Raw genomic sequence first — 15,868 nt, forward strand, 5'->3', positions numbered from 1 at the left:
CGTCAGGGGGACGCGGTGGACCGGATCAGTGAACCGCCAGGTGGTCGCCGATGTCCTCGCGGACGATCTCGCCGCAGAACTCACAGCGCACGCCGTCGTCGACGACCTCGAAGGCGGACTCCACGGGTTCGTCGGCGTTCGTGATGCAGTTGTGGTTCGGGCAGGTGAGCAGTCCGACGACGCGCCCGGGGCGCTCCACGCGCTTCTTCTCCACCACCTCGAACTCGCGGACGATGTTGACCGTCGCCTCCGGCGCGAGCAGCGAGAGCACGTCGACCTCCCCCTGACTCAGCTCCCGGTCCTCGACCTTCACGACGTCCTTCGTGCCGAGCTTGTCCGAGGGGACGTTCATCCCGATCGACACCCCCATCCCCTCGTCGCCGCCGATGCCGAGGATCGCGAGGACGTTCAGCGCCTGCCCGCCGGTGATGTGGTCGATGACGGTGCCGTCGCGGATCTTCGAGATCCGGAGCTCCCGGTCGGGGGCGTCGCTCATCGGGCGTCACCTCCGTCGGTCGCCGCGTCCTCGCCCAACAGCCCGTCCAACAGCGCCATCCTGACGGGAACGCCGTTGTGCGCCTGCGCGAAGTAGGCGGCGTGGTCGGTCGCGTCCACGTCGGGCGCGATCTCGTCGACCCGCGGAAGCGGGTGCATCACCGTGAGGTCGTCGCGGGCGCGCTCCAGCGTGTCGGCGTCGATCTGGTACTCGCCGGCGACCTGCTGGTACTCGTTCTCGTCGGGGAACCGCTCGCGCTGGATCCGGGTGACGTACAGCACGTCCAACTCCTCGAGCACCTCGTCGAGGTCCGTGTGTTCACGGAGTCTGGCGCCCGCGTCGTGGAGGTCGAACCGGACGCCCCGCGGGAGCCGCAGCGACTCGGGGCTGATGAAGTGCATCCGCGCGTCGAAGTTGGTGAGCGCCGACGCCAGCGAGTGGACCGTCCGCCCGTACTTCAGGTCGCCCATGATCCCGACGGTCAGGTCGTCGAGGCCCGCCCGCTCGCGCATCGTGTACAGGTCGAGCAGGGTCTGGCTCGGGTGCTGGCCCGCGCCGTCGCCGGCGTTGATCACCGGCACGTCGACGAACTGGGAGGCGAGCTTCGCGGCGCCCTCGCTGGGGTGTCTGAGGACGATCCCGTCGGCGTAGCCCTCGATGACGCGGACGGTGTCGGCCAGCGACTCCCCCTTCTTCACCGACGACGACTCGACGGAGCCCATGTCGACGGTGTCGCCGCCGATGCGCTTCATGGCGGTGTCGAACGACATCTTCGTGCGCGTGCTCGGCTCGAAGAAGCACAGCGCGAGCAGGCGGTCGGCGTGGCGCTCGCCGACGGCCCCCGGGTCGTCGGCGAGGTCGGCCGCGCGGTCCAGGACGGCCTCGATGTCCTCCCGGGTGAGCTGGCCCGCCGAGAGGAGGTGGTCGTGTCGCATCATCGAATACGCCGTCGCCGGTTCCCTTCAATCGCTCGGCTCGGTTATCCGGTCGCTGTCGGGCGGTTTTGCATGGGCGTGCACCCCGGCGGCGACGCGGTTTCGAGATTCGAAACGGCGGGCCGCCGACGCGGCGCGACGCGTTCGCCGGACCCGCCGGAGGACGCCGCGTGCGGGTGCCGGGAGAACGACGATCCGCGACCCACGCTCGGTTCGTCGCGCCCGTCGAGTGTCCGGCCCGAAGGGATCCGCCCCCGGGCGATCCGTCTCCACCGCGCCGTTCGGAGACGGGCGGTCAGTGTCGCGGCCCCGTCACCGTTGGAGCTGGAAGGAGACGTGGAGGACGGTCTTGTACTGGTCTATCTGCCCGTTCTCCACGCTCGCCGTCTGCGAGATGATCTTGATCCCGGTGATGTCCTCCAGCGTCTCGTCCGCGTCGTCCAAGGCGCTTTGGGCGGCGTGTTCCCACGACTCGTTCGAGTTGCCCACCAGCTCGATCACCTTTGCAGTGGTTGACATGTGCGGTCGTGATCGTCGGTACAGCCGACAATAAGTCGTCCCACGGTTCCAGCCGGCCGACTATCGCGACCCACCCCGGCGGTGGAGACGCGACGACCCGCCGACCGTGTGGAGGCCCACCACACCCGTCAACACACCGGCTTCACGTCGATGCCCATCCCGGTCAGTGCGTCGGCGTAGTCGTCGTAGGCGATCCGGATCACGTACTCGGCGACCATGCGAGCGCGCTCCCAGTCCTCCTCGGTCTCGCAGGCGTCCTCCAACAGGGTCAGCCCCCGCTTCAGTTCCTCCTCGGTCTCCGCCCGGAGGTCCCGAAAGAGGTCCGCGCGCGGCTCGTCGCCCTCGTTGACGAAGAACGAGACGATCTGGAGGTGCGACCGATCGCTGACGAGCCCGCGACCGACGGTCCCGGCGGCGACGCGCTCGACGGGGTCCTCGCGGGCGCGGAGGTACTCGTGCATGGTACCACCGTCGACTGGGTCGTGGTCGACGCCCAGATCCGCGAGGGAGTCGAGCACGCGCTCGCGGTGGTCGCGCTCGCGCTCGGCGAGCCACTCGAACAGCTCCGCGGCGCCCTCGTCGCCAACGTCGTCGTCTCCGCCGCCGGCCTCGTCGGCCCACGCCGCGAACGTGTTGTGGGCGGCGTGCTCGGAGTCGGCCGCGGCCCGAAGCACCGCGTCGGACTCCAGCGTCGCGTCGGTGAGCGCGATGAGCAGCTTGTTCGAGCCGATCCGGTCCAGCTCGGTCGCCTTCGCCGACTCGACGCGCTCGCGAAAGGCCTCGCCGTCCATGACCGATCCGTCGCCGAGCGCGGCGTTAACGTTTCCCCCGCGCGACACGACCGATCCGGTATGGCACACATCGACGCCTCGGAGATCCTGCCGAACGGTCACGTTCAACAGATGGCCGCGGAGGGCGCGGTGACACAGCTCCACCGCGGGCACGCGTACGCCGAGGAGGGCGACACCTTCGATATCGACGGGACGACGTTCGAGGTGACGGCGATCGAGCACCGCACGCTCGGCGACCTCACCGACGAGGACGCCCGCGCCGAGGGCTCGGAGGACCTAGAGGCGTACAGGGAGCGACTGAACCGCGTCCACGACGAGTTCGAGTGGGACGACGACAGCGAGGTCGTCAGACACGCGTTCGAGCCGCGGGAGTGAGCCGTCGCGATGCGCGACCACGACCGCGGAAGCGGTGACGACGAGACGACCGCCGGCGACGACAACGCCTCGACCGCCGCCGGCGAGCCGACCGGCGACGATCCGGCCGCTGACGACACCGCCGCCGGCGACGGCGAGGAACCCGGCCGTGGCACCACGCTCGGGCTGCCGGCGGGCGGCGAACTCGCGCCCGAGGTGCTCGCGCGTCGTCTCCGCGCGGGCGACCCGGTGTCGGTGCTCGACGTGCGTGACCGACCGGAGTTCGAGGCGTGGCACGTCGACGGCCGCGCCGTGACCGCTCGCCACGTCCCCCACGTGAAGTTCATCGCCGCCGGCGCGAGGGGCGACGCGACCGAGCCGCTCCCGGACGACCTCCCCGAACCGATCGTCGTCGTCTGCGGGCGCGGGAAGGCCAGCGCCGAGGTCGCGCGCGACCTCGCGGACGCCGGGGTCGACGCGGTGAACCTCGCGGGCGGCATGGACGCGTGGGCGGAGACGTACCTCGCGGAGCCGCTCGTCCGCGACGACGACGTGACCGTGATCCAGTACCAACGACCCTCCTCGGGCTGTCTGGCGCACCTCGTCGTCGCCGACGGTCCCGACGGGCGCGAGGCCGCCGTCGTCGATCCGCTCCGCGCGTTCGCCGACCGGTACGTCGCCGACGCGGCTGCCCGCGACGCCTCCCTTCGATACGCGGTCGACACGCACGTCCACGCCGACCACGTCAGCGGCGTCCGCGCGGTCCGCGAGGCGACCGACGGCGACGCGGCCGTCGTGCTCCCCGCGGGCGCGACCGACCGCGGGCTGGCGTTCGACGCGAGCCTGCTGTCGGACGGGGACGCGTTCCGCGTCGGCGACGTCGATATCAGGGCGATCCACGCGCCGGGCCACACGACCGAACTGACGTGTCTCCGGCTCCGCCGACCCGACCGGGAGGACGCGGACACGCTCCTCACGGGCGACGCGCTGTTCCTGCGGGGCGTCGGCCGGCCGGACCTGGAGGCGGGCGACGATGGCGCCCGTGACCTCGCGGCGACCGCGTACGACACGCTCCACGACCGGCTGCTCGCGCTCCCCGTCGACACGCGCGTCGCGCCGGGACACTTCGCCGATCTGGCCGACGCTCGCGCGGACGACTACGTCGCGCCGCTGGCACGGATCGCGGACCTCGAGGTGTGTGCGCTCGACCGGGCGGCGTTCGTCGACCGGATCGCCGGGGAGCTTCCCCCGCGTCCCGCGAACTTCGAGCGCATCGTCGCCACGAACCTCGGGACCGAGTCGATGGACGACGAGGAGGCGTTCGAGGCCGAGCTCGGCCCGAACAACTGTGCGGTCGAGTAGCACGCTCCCGGAGCAGTTTTCATCCTCGGTGCCGCCGTCGTTCCATGAGCGAACGCGAGGTCGTCAAGCGCACCGACGCGCCGCTGACGACCGACGGACTGCGTGCGGACCTGCACGAGCTGGGCGTGACGCCCGGGGAGACCGCGCTCGTCCACTCGTCGCTGTCGGCGATCGGGTGGGTCGCCGGCGGCGCGCCGACCGTGGTCGACGCGCTGCTGGGGGCGGTGACCGAGAGCGGGACCCTCGCGGTGCCGACCCACTCGACGCAGCTGTCGGACCCCACGAGCTGGGAGAACCCGCCCGTTCCCGACGAGTGGGTGGAGGAGATCAAGGCGGAGGCGGCGCCGTACCGCCCCGCGTTGACGCCGACTCGGGGCGTCGGTGCGATCCCCGAATGCCTCCGTGACTACCCCGGCGCGCGGCGGAGTCGCCACCCGACCACGTCGTTCGCCGCGTGGGGCGCCGACGCCGAGGCGGTGACGGCGGATCACGCGTACGACTCGCCGATGGGCGAGGACTCGCCGCTCGCGCGGCTGTACGACCGCGACGCGTTGATCGTCCGGATCGGCGTCGACGCCAACACCTCGCTGCACCTCGCGGAGTACCGCGCCGACTACGGCGGGGAGCCCGAGATCGACGGCGGGCCGGTGCTCGTCGACGGCGAGCGCGAGTGGGTCGAGTTCGCCGAGCCGGAGTCCCGCGACGACTTCCGCGAGATCGAGGCGGCCTTCGAGTCCGCCCACGGGAACCAGGTGTGGCGGGGACCCGTCGGCGACGCCGAGGCCACCGTCTGTCGGATGCGGCCGCTCGTCGACTTCGCGGTCGAGTGGATGGCGGACCACCGCTGAGTCACGTTCGGCGAACGTCGTCGGGGAGGTCGACGTCGCCCTCCGATACCGTGGACGTCGAGCGGGCGCGACCCTCCGACCGGAAGCGCAGCTCGACGCGGACGCCGCGGGGGTCGCGGTTCTCGATCTCCAGCCGCCCCCCGGAGAGCTCGACGACCCAGTAGATGACCCACAGCCCCAGCCCCGTGACGTGTTTGAGCGGGAACTCGTGCAGCTCCGAGAGCGCGTCGAGCTCCTCCCCCGGGATGTGCGATCCGTCGTCGACCACGGTCACGGTCGTCCACGACTCCCCCTCGTCGACGGTGAGGCTGACGGCGACCGTGTCGTCGTTGTGCTGTGCCGCGTTGCCCAGCGCCTCGCGGATCGCCACCTCCACCGACGGGTGGACGACCGCCGTGGCGCGGTCCGGGATCGACGCGTCCACCTCGACCGCGGGATGCTGGTCGCGGAAGCGACGAAGCTCGGCGCGCGCGACGGCCGCGAGGTCCGTCTCGACGGAGTCACCAGCGTTCCACAGGTCTGCGAGGGTCTGGGCCTTCTCGGAGAGCTCGTGGACCCGATCGACGTGGTCGATCAGCGTCCGCAGGTCGGTCGCGACGTCGGGGTCCTCGGTCGTCTCGGCGGCCGAGTCTGCGATCCCCCGAATGACGCCGACCTCGTTGCGGATGTTGTGGCGAAGCACCCGGTGGAGCACGGTGAGCCGCCCCGTCAACTGCACCTGCGCGGCTCGCTCCGCGCGAACTCGCTCGACGTAGTAGCCGACGAGCCCGCCCGAACTCGTCCCGAGGCTCCAGCCGATCGAGAGGACGAACCACCCCTCGGTGACGGGCTCGGCGCTCGCGTAGCGGGAGGCGGCGTACACCGCCGACAGCCCGCCGACGACGACGCCGGCCCCGAGGCTCGTCGCGACGAGCCGGCACACCCGGTCGGGGGCGAGCCGCTCGCGACGGACGCGGTGGGCGACGAACGCGAGGACCGCGGCGAACACGAGGAGGATCGACGCCTCGGCGAGTTCGATCGCGGGCGAGTCGTCGTCCACGACGACGTGCGCGATCGCGAGCGTCAGGACCGCCGCTGCCAACGCCGCGGGGAAGAGCTTGGCACCTCGGTCCCGTATCACGGCCACCGGTTTCGCCCCGACCGTGGAAACCCTTGCGGCAGGGCGTCAGTCGTCGTCGGCGGCGGCGCCCGCGGTCGTCGCGGCGTCGTCCTCGATGCTCGGCGGGTACTTGCCCCGGTCGAGCTTCAGGTCCGACTGCGCGCGCGCCATGCAGGTGAGCGCGTAGTCCTCCGCCTCCTCCTCGGTGAGCGCGCGGGCGACGGCCGCCTGCTGGGCCACCTCGCCCTCGACGATCTCGGCGGTGCACGCGAGACACATCCCGACGCGACAGGAGTACTCCTGTGCGATCCCCTCCTCGATACAGGCGTTCAGGATGGTCTGCTTGCCGGACACCTCGATCGTCTCGCCGGTGCCGACGAACTCCACCGTGTACTCGGCGTCGGAGTCGCTCATTGTCCGCCACATCCCCCGTGACCCGCTTATAGCTCTCGGTTCGGCGAGCCGGTCGACCCGACCGCCGCACGTGGTGATCGACTGTCCGAACGACCGTTGCCGTCGCGAGTCGCCCGCGCGGACCGCGCCACCGCGCATCCGAGCACGACCCTCCTGTTTTTATCGTCGGAGCCGCTACACGTCGCATATGTGGCATGAGACCGTCCAGATCCGAATCCGACCGACAGACGGCGGTCGGCGGACTCGGACGGTCGACGGGGGTGCACACCCGTGCCGTTGAGCAGACGCGCGACCCTGCTGAAGCTCGGGAGCGCGGCGGCCGTCGCGACCGGCGTCGCCGCCGGCGTCACCGGGACCGGAGCGTACACGTCGGTTCGCGGCGACCGCGGCGTCGACGTGTCGGTGGCCGACGGGACCGGCGGGCTCGTCGGCATCGTCCCGCAGGGACCGGTGAAGAAGAACAGCCGCGACCCCCTGGTTGAACTGACGAACAACACCGACCGATCGCTCACCATCACCGTCGCGCTCGCCGACTGCGCGGCCGGCACGCTGTACGACAACGACGGAGAGTCGGGCTGCTCCGTGTCGATCACCCTCGGGGCCGGGAACAGCCAGTTCATCGACGTCGTGGCGTCGACGACCGGAACGATCGGCTTCTCGGTCGACGTCGAGGGGCCGAGCCTCTCGCTGGCCGCCGACCGAAGCGTCGAGGCGGAGTCGGGCAACTCCCCGGGCGCGGTTCGCATCCAGAAGCCGAGCAAGGACAAGGACTTCGGCGCCCGTGCGAACAAGAACGAGTGGACCGCGAAGGCGGACGTCCGCGACGACGACGGCGACGGCGACCTCGACCGCGTCGAGTTCGAGGTCACGGAGGGCGACTCCGGCGGGACGCTCGTCGCGTCGCGGACGGTCTCGACCCCGCCCACCCGGTACAAGGAGAACGTCACGCTGTCCCCGGACGACCCGACGTACGACATCAGGCGGGGCCAGCAGTACACGCTCGTGGTCAGGGCCTACGACGTCGACGGGAACGTCGCCACCGCGACCGTCCAGACGACCGCCTGAGCGGCCGTCGGGACGGATCCGACGGATCGACGTGGCTCCGGCCCTACCGTCCCTCGAACTCCGGCTGTCGCTTCTCGGTGAACGCCGACACTCCCTCGTCGTGGTCGTGCGTGTCGAAGACCGCAGCCTGCGCGCCCGCCTCGTGTTCGATCGCCTCACCCAGCGTCGCGAACTCCGAGCGCAGCAGGCGCTTGGAGGTCCGCAGCGCGACCGTCGGCCCCGACGCGATCCGGTCGATCAGCATCGAGACCCTCGCGTCGAACTCGTCGTCCGCGACGGCGTGGTTCACGACGCCCAGCTCCTCGGCACGTTCGGCATCGAGCAGTTCGCCGGTGTAGACCAGCTCCTTCGCGACGTTCTCGCCGACGAGCCGCGGGAGGAGGTAGGAGGTGCCGGAGTCGACCGCGAGGCCGACCTCCCGGAAGCCGAACCCGATCTGTGCGTCCTCGTGGAGCGCGGTCACGTCGCAGGCGATGGCGAGGTTCGCGCCCGCGCCGAACGCGGCGCCGTCGATCCTCGCGACGGTCGGGAACTCGCACTCGTACACCCGCTTCACGCAGCGGCCGATCTCCTGGATCACGTGACGGACCGCGTCGTCCACCGGCTCGTCGGACGCCTGACGCTCCAGCATGGAGTCGATGTCGCCGCCCGCACAGAACGCGGGCCCCTCGCCCTCGAACACGACACAGCGGGCGTCGCCGCCCTCCAGTTCGTCGAGCGCCGCCTCGATGCCGTCGGTCATCGCGACCGACAGCGCGTTGCGTCGGTCGGGGTCGTTCAAGACGATACGCGCCAGCCCGTCGTCGTCGCGTTCGAGCCGCACGATGCCGTCGGAGAACTGCGTCGTGTCCGCCATACCCACACGACGGCGGCCCGGGGTTTGGTCGTTTCCCCGGGTCGTTCCGGGGTCGACGCGGACGCGCCTGCCGGGCGACGATCCGGAGACGATCCGGATCAGTGGGCGGGGCCCGATGGGGCCGCCTACTCCCCGCGGAGCTCGAACTTCTGGACCTTCCCGGTCGTCGTGCGCGGGAGCTCATCCACGAACTCGACCTCCCGTGGGTGTTTGTACTCCGCGAGGTTGTCGAGGCAGAACTGCCTGATATCGTCGGGCGTCACGTCCGAGCCGGGGGTCGGAACGATGAACGCCTTCACCGTCTCCCCCCTGCGCTCGTCCGGGATACCGACCACCGCCGCGTCGGCGACTGCCTCGTGCTCGAAGAGCAACTCCTCGACCTCCCGCGGGTAGACGTTGTACCCGGCGGTGTTGATCATGTGCTTCTCGCGGTCGACGATGTAGAAGTAGCCGTCCGCGTCGTGGTAGCCGATGTCGCCGGTGTGGAACCACCGCTTGCCGCCCGACTCGGTGAACACCTCCTCGTTCGCCTCCGGACGGTCGTGATACCCCTTCATCACGTTCCGGCCGCTGACGACGACCTCGCCCGTGACGTCGTCCAGATCCACCTCGTCCTCGTCGACCGGGCCCTCGTCGACCGGCGCGACCTCCTCGAACCCGTCGTCGACGATCATCGCCGAGACGCCGGGGAGCGTCTTCCCGATCGAGCCGACGCGCCGGCCCTTCTCTGGCGTGTTGAAGTGCGTGACCGGGCTGGTCTCCGTGAGGCCGTACCCCTCGTAGATCTTCGCGTCGAACAGCTCCTCGAAGCGGCGCAGCACCTCGACGGGGATGCCGGAGCCGCCGACGCCGCACAGCCGGAGCGACGAGAGGTCGCGCTCGGCGGCGTCGGGCTGGTTGATCGCGTCGTTGTACATCGCGGGGACGCCGTGCATCAGCGTCAGCTCCTGTGACTCGATGAGGTCGAACGCCTGCTGGGCGTCCCACGCCGGCAGCGGGTAGTAGGCGCCGCCGTCGAACAGGGTCGCGTTCATCACGACCGTCATCCCGTAGATGTGGAACAGCGGGAGGACGCCGAGCTGTCTGTCGTCGGTCGTGATCCCGTCCGGGACGAGCGAGGCGGACATCTCCGCGTTCGACGCGAGGTTGTCGTGCGTCAGCAGGACGCCCTTCGGCGTCCCGGTCGTCCCCGAGGTGTACGGCTGGCAGGCGATGTCGTCGTCCGCGCGGTCGACGGTCTCGAACGCCGGGTCGCCGCAGAACTCCTCGAAGGAGACGGTCCCCTCGACCGCCTGGCCGATGGTTACGACGGTGTGTACGTCCGTGTCCTCGCGTACCTCCGCGACGTGTTCCGCCAGATCCGGCAGCGTGACGACCACCTCGGCGCCGGAGTCGGCGAGCATGTGCTCGATCTCGCGGGACTTGTACTGCGGGTTCATCGGGACGACGACGCCCCCGGCTCGCAGCGTCCCGTGGAAGCCGATCACGAACTGCGGGAGGTTCGGCAGGTAGATCCCCACCCGACCGCCGACGTCGATCCCGGCGTCGTCGAGCCCCGACGCGAACGCGCCGATCTGGCCCCACAGTTCTCGATAGCTGATGTCGGTCCCGTCGTACCACACCGCCGTCTCGTCCGGATGTTCCTCCACGGTCGAACCGACGTTCGTAACGAGGTTTGTCATGCCATCGAACCGGTCGGTCGGTCCCGGCTAAAGTCTTTCCCGGTCGTTCACGAAGGTGGGCGGCGCTGGGCGGTTCGCGCGACGGCGATTCGCTCGCCGGCCGCGGGCCGATCCAGTGACGCGACGCGAGCACGAGTCGGTGGAGCCATTGCGGTGCGGAACCGACGGGCGCCCATGAGCGATCCGACGACAGCCGGACGCGACCGCGATCGCCCGGCGGCGACGCGCAGACGACTCCTCGCGGCGGTCGGAGCCGGAGCGACCGCGGCCCTCGCGGGCTGTTCCGCCAGCGGCGACGGCGGCGGGAGCGGATCCGACGGCGACGGGACCGACCGGTACGACGGCTGGCTCGCGGACGCCAACGGCTACGACGGCGAGGTCGCGGACCGAACGGGCGCCGACGAGGTGACGGTCGCGGTCGGCGCGGGCGACGGACTCGCCTACGACCCCGCGGCCGTCCGCGTCTCGCCGGGGACGACCGTCACGTGGGAGTGGACCGGGATGGGGAGCCGCCACAACGTCGTCGACGACGCGGGCGGGTTCGAGAGTTCGTATTACGCGACCGAGGGCGAGACGTTCTCCCACGAGTTCGCGGAGCCGGGCGTCGCGAAGTACTACTGCACCCCCCACGAGAACCTCGGGATGGTCGGCGTCGTCGAGGTCGTCGACGGGTAACGCACCGGCTGCTGGCCGCGGATCGCTTCAGACGACGCCGCCGAACGCGTCGCCGGCGAGTCCCGGTCCAGCGGGCACCCCGATCCGTCCGTTCTCGACGGGGACCGGGTCCGTGGCGACGATATCATCGGCCAACAGTCCGCCCGTCGCGAGCCCGTGTGCGCGCTCGCCGCCCCCGGGGAGCGCCGCCGCGACGTGGACGGCCGCCGTTCGCGCGACGGCCGCGTCGACAGTCGTCGTGACGACCGGGTCGATCCCGACGTGAGCGGCCGCACAGCCCGCCGCGAGCGCCCGCGAGGGACCGCCCAACGCCATCGGCTTGAGGACGACCGCGTCGGCGGCGTCCGCGGAGACCACCTCGCCGATCCCGTATCGGGCCAGCGACTCGTCGACCGCGATCGGGGCGCCGACCCCGCGGAGCGCGGCGTGCCCGGCGAGGTCGTCCGCGGGAAGCGGCTGTTCGACGTACTCGACGAGGCCGTCGAACGCGGCGACGGCCTCCCGCGCGGTCCCGTGGTCCCACGCGCCGTTGGCGTCGACCCGGAGCGAGACGGCCTCGTCGCCCGACCGCGGTTCGTCGACCGCGTCCGCGACTGCCCGAACCCGCCGGAGGTCCTCGTCGATCGACCTCGTGCCGACCTTCAGTTTCACCGTTCGGTAGCCCGTCTCGACTGCCGTCGCCGCGGACGCGACGGTCTCATCGACGCTCCCGTCGCCGACGGTCGCGTTCGCGGGGACCGACGCCGGGGCCGTGTCCTGCGCGAGCGACGCGGCGACGGACCGGCCGGCGCGTCGCGCGAACGCGTCGCGGTACGCGAGCGTGACCGCGTGGCGCGCGGCGGGCGTCTCCGCCCCCGGCGGGATGCCCTCGTCGCGAGCACGCCGGAGCGCCGCCCGACACTCCGTCGCGGATTCGGTCCATGCCGGCAGCGGCGTCGCCTCGCCGATTCCCGTGGTCCCGTCGAGGTCGACGCGGACGAGTACGCCCGTTCTGTTCTCGATGTCGCCGGCGGCCGTCGACAGCGGCGCCGCGAGGTCGAGCGCGAACCCGCGGAGCGCGACGACGGTCACAGCGCCAGCCCGACCGCGAACAGCGCCGCGAACGCGGCGAGCAGTTTCCCGGTGCGCTCCAGGGCGGGGTTGAGCGCGTCGCCCGCGGTCTCGGTGAGGACGGTCCGCGTAAGTGGGACGGCCAACAGCAGCGTCGCCATCGGCAGCAACACCGTGAGATCGCCCGTCGACGCGGCGAACACCGGCGGGATCGTGTACGCCATCCCCAGCAACAGGACGAACTGTGCCCGCGAGAAGGCGTAGCCGAACCGGACCGTGAGGGTGTTCTTGCCCGTCTCGGCGTCCTCCTCTCTGTCCCGCAGATTGTTGACCACGAGGATGTTCGTCGAGATGGCGGCGATCGGTAGCGAGGCGACGACAGCCGCGAGCGGGACCAGTTCGGCGCGCGGGACGAGCGTGAGGAACTCGACGCCCAGCGCGGCCGCCGCCTGCACGTAGTAGGTGCCCGTGACGGCGACGAGCCCGAAGAAGACGAACACGAACACGTCGCCGAGCCCGTGGTACGCCAGCGGGTACGGCCCGCCGGTGTAGGCGACCCCCATCGCCACCGAGACGAGCCCGACGATCATGATCGGCAGGCCCGCGACGGCAACGAGGTACGCTCCCACGAGGATCGCCGCGAGGAAGGTGAGCCACATCGCCCGCTTCACCTCGGCGGGATCGATGAGGCCGCCGGCGGTCACCCGAGTGAACCCCTCGCGGTCCGCGGTGTCAGCGCCCTTCTCGGCGTCGTAGTAGTCGTTCGCGAAGTTCGTCCCGATCTGGATCAGCGCCGCGCCCACCAGCGCCACGAGCGCCGGCAGGGGCGCGAACACGCCGTCGCGGACGGCCAGCCCGGTCCCGACGAGAACGGGGGCCAGCGCCGCCGGCATCGTCTGCGGGCGCGCGGCGATCACCCACGCCCGCCGTCTGGAGATGTCCGCCTGTCCCGTCTCCGTGCTCATTGTCGGAGGCAGGGACCCGCGGGGCATGAAGGGTGGGCTTCGCGACCGTACCCCGACCGGCCGTTCACCGCGTCCGTGCCGTCGGACTCCGGCCTTCGGGGTCGTTCGCAGGCGGGACGCGGGTCACGGTCGCGATCGGGTCTGTCGACTCGTCCGCGGGCGGGAGGCGAGTCGCGGTCGCGATCGGGTCGTCCTCGACGTCGGTTGTCATACGGTACCAACCACCACTTGAACGGAGAAATAGTTGGTGCAATGAAATGAACACGATCGTTCGCCGCGGCGGCGGGTCCTCGTTCGCCGCCGATCGGCGGCTTCAGTAGTGCCAGGGGAACTCGCTGAAGTCCTGCTCGCGTCCCTCGAGGAACGCGTCCCGGCCCTCCCGCGCCTCGGGCGTCATGTACGCCAGCCGGGTCGCCTCCCCGGCGAACACCTGCTGGCCGACCATCCCGTCGTCGGTCATGTTGAACGCGTACTTCAGCATCCGCATCGCCGTCGGCGACTTGCTCGTCATCTCGTCGGCCCATTCCAGCGCCACGTCCTCCAGTTCCTCGTGGGGGATCGCCTCGTTCGCCATTCCCATGTCCACCGCCTCCTCGGCGGAGTAGGTCTTCCCGCGGAAGAACACCTCCCGCGCCTTCTTCTGGCCGACCTGCTTGGCGAGGTACGCCGAGCCGAAGCCGCCGTCGAAGCTCGCCACGTCCGGGTCCGTCTGGAGGAACTTCGCGTGCTCCTCGCTGGCGAGCGTGAGGTCGCAGATCACGTGCAGCGAGTGGCCGCCGCCGACCGCCCATCCGGGGACGACGGCGACGACGGGTTTGGGCATGAAGCGAATGAGCCGCTGTACTTCGAGGATGTGGAGGCGGCCCGCCTTGGCATCCCGGACCAGCTGGTCGTCGGACTCATCGGCCTCGTCGTCGTCGCGGTACTCGTAGCCCGAGTCGCCGCGGACGGACTGGTCGCCGCCCGAGCAGAACGCCCAGCCGCCGTCCGTGGACGACGGGCCGTTCCCGGTGAGGAGGACGCAGCCGATGTCGGCACGTTTGCGGGCGTCGTCGAGGGCGGCGTACAGCTCGTCGACGGTGCCGGGGCGGAACGCGTTTCGCTTCTCCGGGCGGTCGAACGCGATCCGGACGGTCGGCGAGTCGGCCGCGCGGTGGTAGGTGATGTCGTCGAACGCCTCGCTGCCGTCGACCGGCTCCCACCGATCGGGGTCGAATATCTCCGAGACCGCGTCGCCGTCGCTGTCGATCGCGTCGTCCGCTTCGTCGCTATCGCTCATACTCGAACGCGGGGCGGGAACCCGCAAAAAGGTGCGCGGTGCGCGCGACTGGCCGCGGTGTCGGCGGACGACGGCGGTCCCCGGTCGCCCCCACAAAACCCATGCGTCGCCGCCGGACCCATCCGAACGATGCCCTCCAGACGCGACGTGCTCGGCCTCTGCGGCGGCGCGCTCCTCGGACTCGCCGGCTGTGTCGGCCCCGAGGGCGGACGCACGGGGACCGCGGGGACCGACGACCGGACGGACGGGCCGGACAGCGACTCGACCACCGCGGATCGGGACACCGACTCGCCGGAGCCCGGAACCGGCATCGAGGTCGAGGGCGGGTCGCTCGCGTGGGAGCGGTCCCTCGGCGACGACCTCGTCTCCGAGCCGGCGTTCGTCGACGGGACCGTCGCGGTCGCCGTCGGCACCGACGTGGTCGGCCTCGACGCGGCCACCGGCGAGACCGCGTGGACGTTCGAGACGGCCGTCTCGATCGGCGACGAGTACGAGTACGGTCGCCCCACTGCCGACCTCCGCGTCCACGAGGGAACGCTGTACGCGCTCGTCGGGATCAGCGTCGGAACCGGCGCCCACGACCACGTGCTCCACGCGCTGACGGCCGACGGCGACGAGCGCTGGCGCTTCGGCACCCGCGTCGCCGGCTTCCACTCGTTCCTCGGCTTCGGCGACGGCGCCGTCGTCGTGGGCACCAACGACGACGCGATCAGTGACGAACTGGACCACGCCGTCTTCGCGATCGAGACGGCAGACGGCTCCCGCCGGTGGACGGCCGAGAGCGGCGACGCGATGGACGGCACGGTCGCCGACGGCGTCGCGCTCGTGGAGGCGGACACGGCGGTCGACTGCTTCGACCTCGAGACGGGCGAGCGGCGCTTCCGCTCGGAGGCCCCGGACGACGCACGCGTGACCGCAACGGCCGCCGGCGACGGTCGGGCCTTCCTCGTGTTCGACCGCTACGACCCGGAGCCGGATCAGCCGACGATGGCGGCGGTGTCGACGGCCGACGGGAGCGCGGCGTGGGACCTCGCGGGGGAAGTCGTCACCTCGGTGCGGTACCTCGACGACTGCTACGTCGGCGGCGAGCGCGTCGCCCGCCTCGGTCCCGACGGGAACGAGCGCTGGTCGTACGACGGTGGCGGCCTGATCCACGACGTGCCCTTCGACGCGGACGCCCTCTACACGAACCCGGACTCGCGGATCGTCTCGCTGGCCCGCGACTCGGCAACCGAGCGGTGGACCGCCGAGGCGACCGATCTCGCCGTCCCCCGCGTCCGCGCCGGCGACGCGCTCGTCTCCTCGGACGGCGACGCGCGGACCGTGTTCGCCCACGCCGTCGACGACGGGACCGAACTGTGGCGCGCGACGCTTCCCGGCGGCTACCCCCCGGACCCGGCGGCCGGTCCCGACGGCGCGTACGTCGCCACCACCGCGGGCGGTGTCGGGCGGGTCGACCTCTGAAGAACGGGGACCGA

General features: G+C 71.3%; 18 protein-coding genes. 6 read left to right on the forward strand and 12 right to left on the reverse strand.

All coding sequences use genetic code 11. The features are described from left to right. Window positions 1-25: 25 nt before the first annotated feature. The 4 genes from pyrI to GRX01_RS06475 form a co-directional block, all read right to left on the reverse strand. Window positions 26-496, reverse strand: coding sequence for an aspartate carbamoyltransferase regulatory subunit (gene pyrI / locus GRX01_RS06460; RefSeq protein WP_159664666.1), 471 nt, complete (start codon window positions 494-496; stop codon window positions 26-28). Continuing rightward, a complete protein-coding gene (gene pyrB / locus GRX01_RS06465; protein WP_159664792.1) occupies window positions 493-1,431 on the reverse strand; it encodes an aspartate carbamoyltransferase in 939 nt (312 codons plus the stop codon). The genes pyrI and pyrB overlap by 4 nt, the downstream gene beginning before the upstream one ends. A gap of 312 nt (window positions 1,432-1,743) precedes the next feature. After that, the gene (locus GRX01_RS06470; protein WP_159664668.1) at window positions 1,744-1,950 is read right to left on the reverse strand and encodes a dodecin family protein; all 207 of its coding nucleotides are present in this window, start codon (window positions 1,948-1,950) and stop codon (window positions 1,744-1,746) included. Window positions 1,951-2,078: 128 nt separating this feature from the next. Next, entirely contained in the window at window positions 2,079-2,741 is a 663-nt protein-coding gene (locus GRX01_RS06475; protein WP_159664670.1) for a ferritin family protein, read from the reverse strand. Between the two features lie 60 nt (window positions 2,742-2,801). Between GRX01_RS06475 and GRX01_RS06480 the strand changes: the two genes are divergently transcribed. From GRX01_RS06480 to GRX01_RS06490, 3 genes are read left to right on the forward strand one after another with little or no spacing between them, the layout of a single operon-like run. Beyond that, window positions 2,802-3,116 (forward strand): ASCH domain-containing protein, encoded by a 315-nt coding sequence (locus GRX01_RS06480; protein ID WP_159664672.1) that lies wholly within the window; start codon window positions 2,802-2,804, stop codon window positions 3,114-3,116. A 9-nt stretch (window positions 3,117-3,125) separates the two neighbouring features. Then, window positions 3,126-4,457 (forward strand): MBL fold metallo-hydrolase, encoded by a 1,332-nt coding sequence (locus GRX01_RS06485; RefSeq protein ID WP_201289527.1) that lies wholly within the window; start codon window positions 3,126-3,128, stop codon window positions 4,455-4,457. Between the two features lie 44 nt (window positions 4,458-4,501). Next, window positions 4,502-5,305: an aminoglycoside N(3)-acetyltransferase gene (locus GRX01_RS06490; protein ID WP_159664674.1), complete on the forward strand. Its 804-nt coding sequence runs from the start codon at window positions 4,502-4,504 to the stop codon at window positions 5,303-5,305. A 1-nt stretch (window position 5,306) separates the two neighbouring features. Here the strand turns inward: GRX01_RS06490 and GRX01_RS06495 are convergent, their stop codons facing one another. Both GRX01_RS06495 and GRX01_RS06500 read right to left on the reverse strand, forming a co-directional pair. Then, window positions 5,307-6,425 (reverse strand): ATP-binding protein, encoded by a 1,119-nt coding sequence (locus tag GRX01_RS06495; protein ID WP_159664676.1) that lies wholly within the window; start codon window positions 6,423-6,425, stop codon window positions 5,307-5,309. Between the two features lie 45 nt (window positions 6,426-6,470). Continuing rightward, window positions 6,471-6,818 carry a 2Fe-2S iron-sulfur cluster-binding protein gene (locus GRX01_RS06500; protein WP_159664678.1) on the reverse strand — a complete coding sequence of 116 codons (348 nt, stop codon included), beginning with the start codon at window positions 6,816-6,818 and terminating at the stop codon, window positions 6,471-6,473. A 270-nt stretch (window positions 6,819-7,088) separates the two neighbouring features. Here GRX01_RS06500 and GRX01_RS06505 point away from each other — a divergent pair, with 270 nt between their 5' ends. Next, on the forward strand, window positions 7,089-7,883 hold the full coding sequence (locus GRX01_RS06505) for a hypothetical protein (protein WP_159664680.1): 795 nt from the start codon (window positions 7,089-7,091) through the stop codon (window positions 7,881-7,883). Between the two features lie 43 nt (window positions 7,884-7,926). Here GRX01_RS06505 and GRX01_RS06510 read toward each other — a convergent pair whose 3' ends face one another. Both GRX01_RS06510 and GRX01_RS06515 read right to left on the reverse strand, forming a co-directional pair. Further along, entirely contained in the window at window positions 7,927-8,739 is an 813-nt protein-coding gene (locus GRX01_RS06510) for an enoyl-CoA hydratase/isomerase family protein (RefSeq protein ID WP_159664682.1), read from the reverse strand. Between the two features lie 125 nt (window positions 8,740-8,864). Beyond that, the gene (locus tag GRX01_RS06515) at window positions 8,865-10,421 is read right to left on the reverse strand and encodes a long-chain-fatty-acid--CoA ligase (RefSeq protein WP_159664684.1); all 1,557 of its coding nucleotides are present in this window, start codon (window positions 10,419-10,421) and stop codon (window positions 8,865-8,867) included. 174 nt (window positions 10,422-10,595) lie between these two features. On the opposite strand from GRX01_RS06515, the gene GRX01_RS06520 reads away from it, so the two are divergent. Next, complete coding sequence (locus GRX01_RS06520; protein ID WP_159664686.1) at window positions 10,596-11,096, forward strand: halocyanin domain-containing protein; 501 nt, start codon at window positions 10,596-10,598, stop codon at window positions 11,094-11,096. A gap of 27 nt (window positions 11,097-11,123) precedes the next feature. Here GRX01_RS06520 and GRX01_RS06525 read toward each other — a convergent pair whose 3' ends face one another. The 4 genes from GRX01_RS06525 to GRX01_RS06540 all read right to left on the reverse strand — a co-directional run bounded on the left by GRX01_RS06525 (window position 11,124) and on the right by GRX01_RS06540 (window position 14,390). After that, window positions 11,124-12,167, reverse strand: coding sequence for a mandelate racemase/muconate lactonizing enzyme family protein (locus GRX01_RS06525; RefSeq protein ID WP_321167935.1), 1,044 nt, complete (start codon window positions 12,165-12,167; stop codon window positions 11,124-11,126). Continuing rightward, on the reverse strand, window positions 12,164-13,111 hold the full coding sequence (locus GRX01_RS06530) for a 1,4-dihydroxy-2-naphthoate polyprenyltransferase (RefSeq protein WP_159664688.1): 948 nt from the start codon (window positions 13,109-13,111) through the stop codon (window positions 12,164-12,166). Before GRX01_RS06530 ends, GRX01_RS06525 begins: the two co-directional genes overlap by 4 nt. Window positions 13,112-13,175: 64 nt before the next feature. Next, complete coding sequence (locus tag GRX01_RS06535) at window positions 13,176-13,322, reverse strand: hypothetical protein (RefSeq protein WP_159664690.1); 147 nt, start codon at window positions 13,320-13,322, stop codon at window positions 13,176-13,178. 102 nt (window positions 13,323-13,424) lie between these two features. Continuing rightward, window positions 13,425-14,390 (reverse strand): 1,4-dihydroxy-2-naphthoyl-CoA synthase, encoded by a 966-nt coding sequence (locus GRX01_RS06540; RefSeq protein WP_159664692.1) that lies wholly within the window; start codon window positions 14,388-14,390, stop codon window positions 13,425-13,427. 129 nt (window positions 14,391-14,519) lie between these two features. Here GRX01_RS06540 and GRX01_RS06545 point away from each other — a divergent pair, with 129 nt between their 5' ends. Further along, window positions 14,520-15,854, forward strand: coding sequence for an outer membrane protein assembly factor BamB family protein (locus GRX01_RS06545; RefSeq protein ID WP_159664694.1), 1,335 nt, complete (start codon window positions 14,520-14,522; stop codon window positions 15,852-15,854). Window positions 15,855-15,868 lie beyond the last annotated feature (14 nt).

The organism is Halobaculum saliterrae (assembly GCF_009831625.1).
GTDB lineage: Archaea > Halobacteriota > Halobacteria > Halobacteriales > Haloferacaceae > Halobaculum > Halobaculum saliterrae.

Coding starts and splice junctions, on each gene's coding strand:
- pyrI (WP_159664666.1), bottom strand. CDS start 496: ATGAGCGACGCCCCCGACCGGGAGCTCCGGATCTCGAAGATCCGCGAC.
- pyrB (WP_159664792.1), bottom strand. CDS start 1,431: ATGCGACACGACCACCTCCTCTCGGCGGGCCAGCTCACCCGGGAGGAC.
- GRX01_RS06470 (WP_159664668.1), bottom strand. CDS start 1,950: ATGTCAACCACTGCAAAGGTGATCGAGCTGGTGGGCAACTCGAACGAG.
- GRX01_RS06475 (WP_159664670.1), bottom strand. CDS start 2,741: ATGGACGGCGAGGCCTTTCGCGAGCGCGTCGAGTCGGCGAAGGCGACC.
- GRX01_RS06480 (WP_159664672.1), top strand. CDS start 2,802: ATGGCACACATCGACGCCTCGGAGATCCTGCCGAACGGTCACGTTCAA.
- GRX01_RS06485 (WP_201289527.1), top strand. CDS start 3,126: ATGCGCGACCACGACCGCGGAAGCGGTGACGACGAGACGACCGCCGGC.
- GRX01_RS06490 (WP_159664674.1), top strand. CDS start 4,502: ATGAGCGAACGCGAGGTCGTCAAGCGCACCGACGCGCCGCTGACGACC.
- GRX01_RS06500 (WP_159664678.1), bottom strand. CDS start 6,818: ATGAGCGACTCCGACGCCGAGTACACGGTGGAGTTCGTCGGCACCGGC.
- GRX01_RS06510 (WP_159664682.1), bottom strand. CDS start 8,739: ATGGCGGACACGACGCAGTTCTCCGACGGCATCGTGCGGCTCGAACGC.
- GRX01_RS06515 (WP_159664684.1), bottom strand. CDS start 10,421: ATGACAAACCTCGTTACGAACGTCGGTTCGACCGTGGAGGAACATCCG.
- GRX01_RS06520 (WP_159664686.1), top strand. CDS start 10,596: ATGAGCGATCCGACGACAGCCGGACGCGACCGCGATCGCCCGGCGGCG.
- GRX01_RS06530 (WP_159664688.1), bottom strand. CDS start 13,111: ATGAGCACGGAGACGGGACAGGCGGACATCTCCAGACGGCGGGCGTGG.
- GRX01_RS06535 (WP_159664690.1), bottom strand. CDS start 13,322: ATGACAACCGACGTCGAGGACGACCCGATCGCGACCGCGACTCGCCTC.
- GRX01_RS06540 (WP_159664692.1), bottom strand. CDS start 14,390: ATGAGCGATAGCGACGAAGCGGACGACGCGATCGACAGCGACGGCGAC.
- GRX01_RS06545 (WP_159664694.1), top strand. CDS start 14,520: ATGCCCTCCAGACGCGACGTGCTCGGCCTCTGCGGCGGCGCGCTCCTC.